This is a genomic window from Streptomyces sp. 7N604, assembly GCF_052245475.1.
Classification (GTDB): Bacteria; Actinomycetota; Actinomycetes; order Streptomycetales; family Streptomycetaceae; genus Streptomyces.
On sequence record NZ_JBQQBX010000080.1, the window covers coordinates 1 to 4,280 of the forward strand.

Annotated in this window: 2 protein-coding genes and 3 pseudogenes; 2 read left to right on the plus strand and 3 right to left on the minus strand. The window is 65.6% G+C overall.

The features are described from left to right. Nucleotides 1-472: 472 nt before the first annotated feature. On the plus strand, nt 473-1,222 hold the full coding sequence (locus ACTWP8_RS38030) for a dienelactone hydrolase family protein (RefSeq protein WP_443326621.1): 750 nt from the start codon (nt 473-475) through the stop codon (nt 1,220-1,222). Nucleotides 1,223-1,511: 289 nt separating this feature from the next. On the opposite strand, the pseudogene ACTWP8_RS38035 reads toward ACTWP8_RS38030, so the two are convergent. Beyond that, nucleotides 1,512-2,052 (minus strand): annotated as a pseudogene (locus ACTWP8_RS38035) (DapH/DapD/GlmU-related protein). Nucleotides 2,053-2,133: 81 nt separating this feature from the next. Beyond that, on the minus strand, nt 2,134-3,120 hold the full coding sequence (locus ACTWP8_RS38040; protein ID WP_443326622.1) for a LysR family transcriptional regulator: 987 nt from the start codon (nt 3,118-3,120) through the stop codon (nt 2,134-2,136). 598 nt (nt 3,121-3,718) lie between these two features. Between ACTWP8_RS38040 and ACTWP8_RS38045 the strand changes: the two are divergent. Then, nucleotides 3,719-4,126 (plus strand): annotated as a pseudogene (locus ACTWP8_RS38045) (MFS transporter); the annotation flags it as partial. Between the two features lie 62 nt (nt 4,127-4,188). On the opposite strand, the pseudogene ACTWP8_RS38050 reads toward ACTWP8_RS38045, so the two are convergent. Further along, nucleotides 4,189-4,280 (minus strand): annotated as a pseudogene (locus ACTWP8_RS38050) (transposase); the annotation flags it as partial.

Consider the following 4,280-nt stretch of genomic DNA (forward strand, 5'->3'; position numbering starts at 1 on the left):
TCCAGATGCGGGAACAACACCTCAAACTTCACGGCGAGTTGGTGGCAGATCGACTCGGAGACGCGCATACCACACCAACGAGCGGAATCGCGGGAAGCAACAGGTTGATTCTCTGCGAGCCCTTAGGGAGTGTTCGAAGTGCGGTGAGGACGCGCAGCCACAAGATCGGTATCCCTGTCACGGGCAGCGGGTCGACCGGGTTCAGGATCCGAGGTGTTGGCCGAGATCATTCTCGCGAGCCGCACTGTGGACTGGGGTGCTGGCGTCGGCTTTGTCCGGTGGGCTATGTTGCGGGGCGATGATTACCGGGACGGCATTGCGCCACACACGGATTGGTGACCCGGTGCTCTTCTGAGCGCCGTACGGGCCGGTGCGGGCCCGCTGTTCGATCGAGGATCTGGCGCTGTTGCGCGGGCTCCGCCTCCGTCGTGTTGATCACAGGCTCGGCACGTCAACCACGACAGGAGAATTCATGCCCACCAAGACGCTGCCGATTCCCACCGCGGACGGCCAGGCCGACGCTTTCGCCGCCTTTCCCGACCGTGGCGAGCGGCACCCGGGGGTGCTGCTGTACACGGACGCCTTCGGCGTGCGGCCCGAGCTGGAGGAGAGGGCCCGCGAACTGGCCGAGCACGGGTACTACGTGCTCGTCCCCAACCTCTACTACCGGCACGGCCCGGCACCGGTGGTCGAACTTCCCGAGCACATCGGAGAAGACATCCGACCCGCGGTCATCGCCCAGTTGATGCCCTTGATCGAGGCGCACACCACCGAACGGGTCCTGCGCGACGCCGACGCCTACCTCAGGTTCCTCACCACTCAGCCCGAGGTCAGCGCCGGACCGGCCGCCGTGATCGGTTACTGCATAGGCGCCGCCTTGGCGATGCGCACCGCAGCGGCCCACCCCGACCAGGTGGCCGCCGTCGCCGGATTCCACCCCGGCTTCTTGGTCACCGACGCGCTCGACAGCCCGCACCGCCTCGTCCCCAAGCTCACCGCCCAAGTCCACCTCGGCCTCGCCGAAAACGACATGCCGCCCGAGGACATCAACGAGCTCAACAAGGCCCTGGACGCCGCAGGTGTCGGTTACACCACCGAGATCTGCCCTGGCACCATCCACGGCTACACCATGTCCGACACCGAGGCCTTCAGCCCCTCCGCACTGCAGCGCCACTGGGACCGTCTGCTCCCCCTCCTCGACCGTACCCTGGCCAACAGCTGAGGCTCGGGCTCGGAAACCAGACCTGAAGTACACGGCTCCGGAGTCCTAGGTGTTGCTGGCCATGACGTTGTTGGCAGCAGAAACTTGGCGGCGAGCAGGATCAGTGAGTGATGCTGGCAACGCGCGTGGGCTTCCGGTATTAGTGGCTCTGTGAGGCGATGTGATTATGGCCGCGACGTTGGTTCGTCGCCCTGAACCGGAGCCAGTTGTCTCGGGGAGGGGCGCCAGGCTTCCGATGTGGTTGATGACTGCCCGTAGTCCGGGGCTCGGTGTGGCCCCGGAGAGTTCGTCACCAGCGTCGGTGCACGGTTGCCTTGCTGCCGGTCACCAGGCTTGCCGGCGGAACGTCATCGGTCACGACCGCGCCAGCGGCGACCACGGCATCACGGCCAATGCTGACGCCAGGAAGGATCGTGGCACCGGCGCCGATCCACACGTTCTCCGCCACATCGATGGGCGCGCCGCTTAGCCACCCCCGTCGCTCCTCAGGGTCGACCGGGTGACCGACGGTGATGAATGTGGCCTTTGGTCCGACCATCACGCGCTCGCCGAGCCGGATGCCGGCGTAGTCCAGGAACGTGCAGTTCTGGTTTATGAACACGCGCTCCGCGAGGTCAGTGAAGACCGTGGTCCGTGTAGAAGGGCGGATAGATCGTGACTCTCGTCGACAGCGGCCTGCCGAGGATCTGTTCGAACAGTTCCGCCTTGCCCGCTCCGTCCTCGAAGGGCAGGACGTTCAGGCGGGAGGTGAGCTCGGTGACCCGCAGGACCCTCTCGGCCATGGCCTGGAACTCGGCGCTATGGATGCGCATGAGACGGTCGCTGGACATGCCACGATCCTTTCTGGTGTACCCGTGACTGGATAAGACTCATTGGGCGCTGGTGGAGGCTGCTATCAGCAGCCGGTCGAGTCACCTTTGTCGGGGTTGGGACCTGCGAGCATGTGCGATGTCGCTGTCGCCGCGCCGTGGCGTCGTTGCCCAGAACGGGAGCCAGACCGTCTCAGGGAGCCTTGGCAGGCTTCCGAGGTGGGTGATGATTCCACGGAGTCCTGGATGTGGATTCGTTCTGGGGAGGATGAGAGAGAGTGGGTATGCGAGGGTCGGATTCACGATAGGGATGCGGCGTAGGTCGTAGTTCGTCGGCCAGATGTACCGGTCGCGTTCCCCAACGAGGGTGGCCACGTCCGCGGAGTCCGCGAGGGTGTCCAGGAGTACTTGGTCTCCAAAGTGCGGGCCTGCCGCGTCGATGCGTAGGTCGAATTCGGTGGCGAGCTGATCGTAGAACTCTGCCCATTCGCTTCGGGGCGCGATACCCGGCACCCATATCCGGTGCTTACGCAGCTGCGGTGGCGTCAGTCTTCGCGCGGAGGCGAGCGGATGTCTCGGGCCGACGAGAAGTTCCAGCGGAGAGTCGAACGCGTGAATCATGTGCACGTCGGGCGGCAGTGTGTCCGGGTCAGTGACGGTACGGAACGAGGCGTCGATATCGCCTGCTTCGACGGCGGCGACCGCCACGCGGGGGTCGTTGACCCGGAGGGTCACCACGTCGAGGTTGGTTTCGGGATGCGACCGCCAATAGTCGTGCAGAACAACGGCCTGCGCGCTTCGCAGGCCGAGAACGTCGATCCGAAGGGCCCGGGAGCCCGGCCTGACCGCGGTGATGGCGCGCTCGACACCCACGACGATGCTCCGCGCGTGGGGGAGAAACGCCTGACCATCGAGCGTCAGCTCAACCCCTCGCGCGGTACGTGTGAACAGACGGACTTCCAGCTCGCGCTCCAGGGCGGCGATCCGCTTGGAGACTGCCTGCTGCGTCACGCCCAACTCATCGGCCGCATGTTGCAACTGTCCGAGCTCGGCCGCCCGGACGAACGATCGCAATGCCTCGGTGTCCACTGGTTCACCTTAGGCAGGCACAACTGATCGTTGTGGCTCGCCGAGGATCGGTTGTTTGATCACGTTCCAGCGTGGCTGATGCGCTTTCAAGCATCCAAACTGTCGGTTGTCGCCAGGAGCCATGTGCGCGTGAGATTGGGGCTCAGCTTCGGGTGGCTGTGGTCGGCCTACGCCGTCAGCACCTACGGCACGTGGATCGCTTTTTCGGGGCATTTCCCGCTCATCGCGGTCCGGGTGCTGCGCTCGCCCGCATTCGCCCTCTCGCTCCTGGAAGCTGCCGGCCTCGCCGTTGCCGCGATCGTCGCGGTCCCACTCGGGCCGCGGGTCGAGCACCGGGCCAAGCGCCCCGTGATGATCGCGATGGACCTGATCCGCTTCCTCGCCACGGCGAGCGTTCCGATCGCGTACCTCCTCGGCCTGCTGTCCTACGGCCAATTGCTGGTCGTCTCGGTCATCTCCAAAACGGCGAGCATCGCCGTCACCACCGCATCCGGCGCGTACCTGAAGTACCTCGACCGACGCAGACCATCTCCTCGTCGCAAACGGGAGATTCGAGGACACGAGCTGGGTTGCGACCGCTGCCGGCCCGCCTCTCGGCGGAGCGCTCATCGGCTTGCTCGGCCCGGTCATCACCGTCGCCGCCAATGCCCTCAGCTACCTGCTCTCCGCACTCGGGGTCCTCCGCATCCGCGGAGGCGACATAGCAGCGCCGCGCGATGCGGCCACCAGTTTGCACGCCACCGACCTTCTGAGCGGCTGGCGATTCATCCTCCACGACCGCGTCCTACGACGCCTGTTCCTCAACTCCATGACAGTCAACGGCCTGATCATGGCCACCGGTCCGCTCCTGGTCATCCTTCTGCCAGGCCAGTACCACCTCCCCGCCTGGCAATACGGTCTCGCCTTCGGCATCCCGGCACTCGGCGGCTTCGTCGGCGCCCGCCTCTCCGCGCGCCTCGTCACCCGCTACGGCCAGCACCGCATCATGATCGTCTCTGGCTGGCTGCGCTCGATCTTCCCACTCGGACTCGCACTACTGAGGTTGAACTCGTGGTGTCGTGTCGTTGCTCAGGCGGGTCTGATGGTCAGGCCGGTCTCGGCGAGGCAGCCGTCTATGAGGTGGCTGCGGTACTGGATGTGCCGTAGGCCGCGTCGGATGC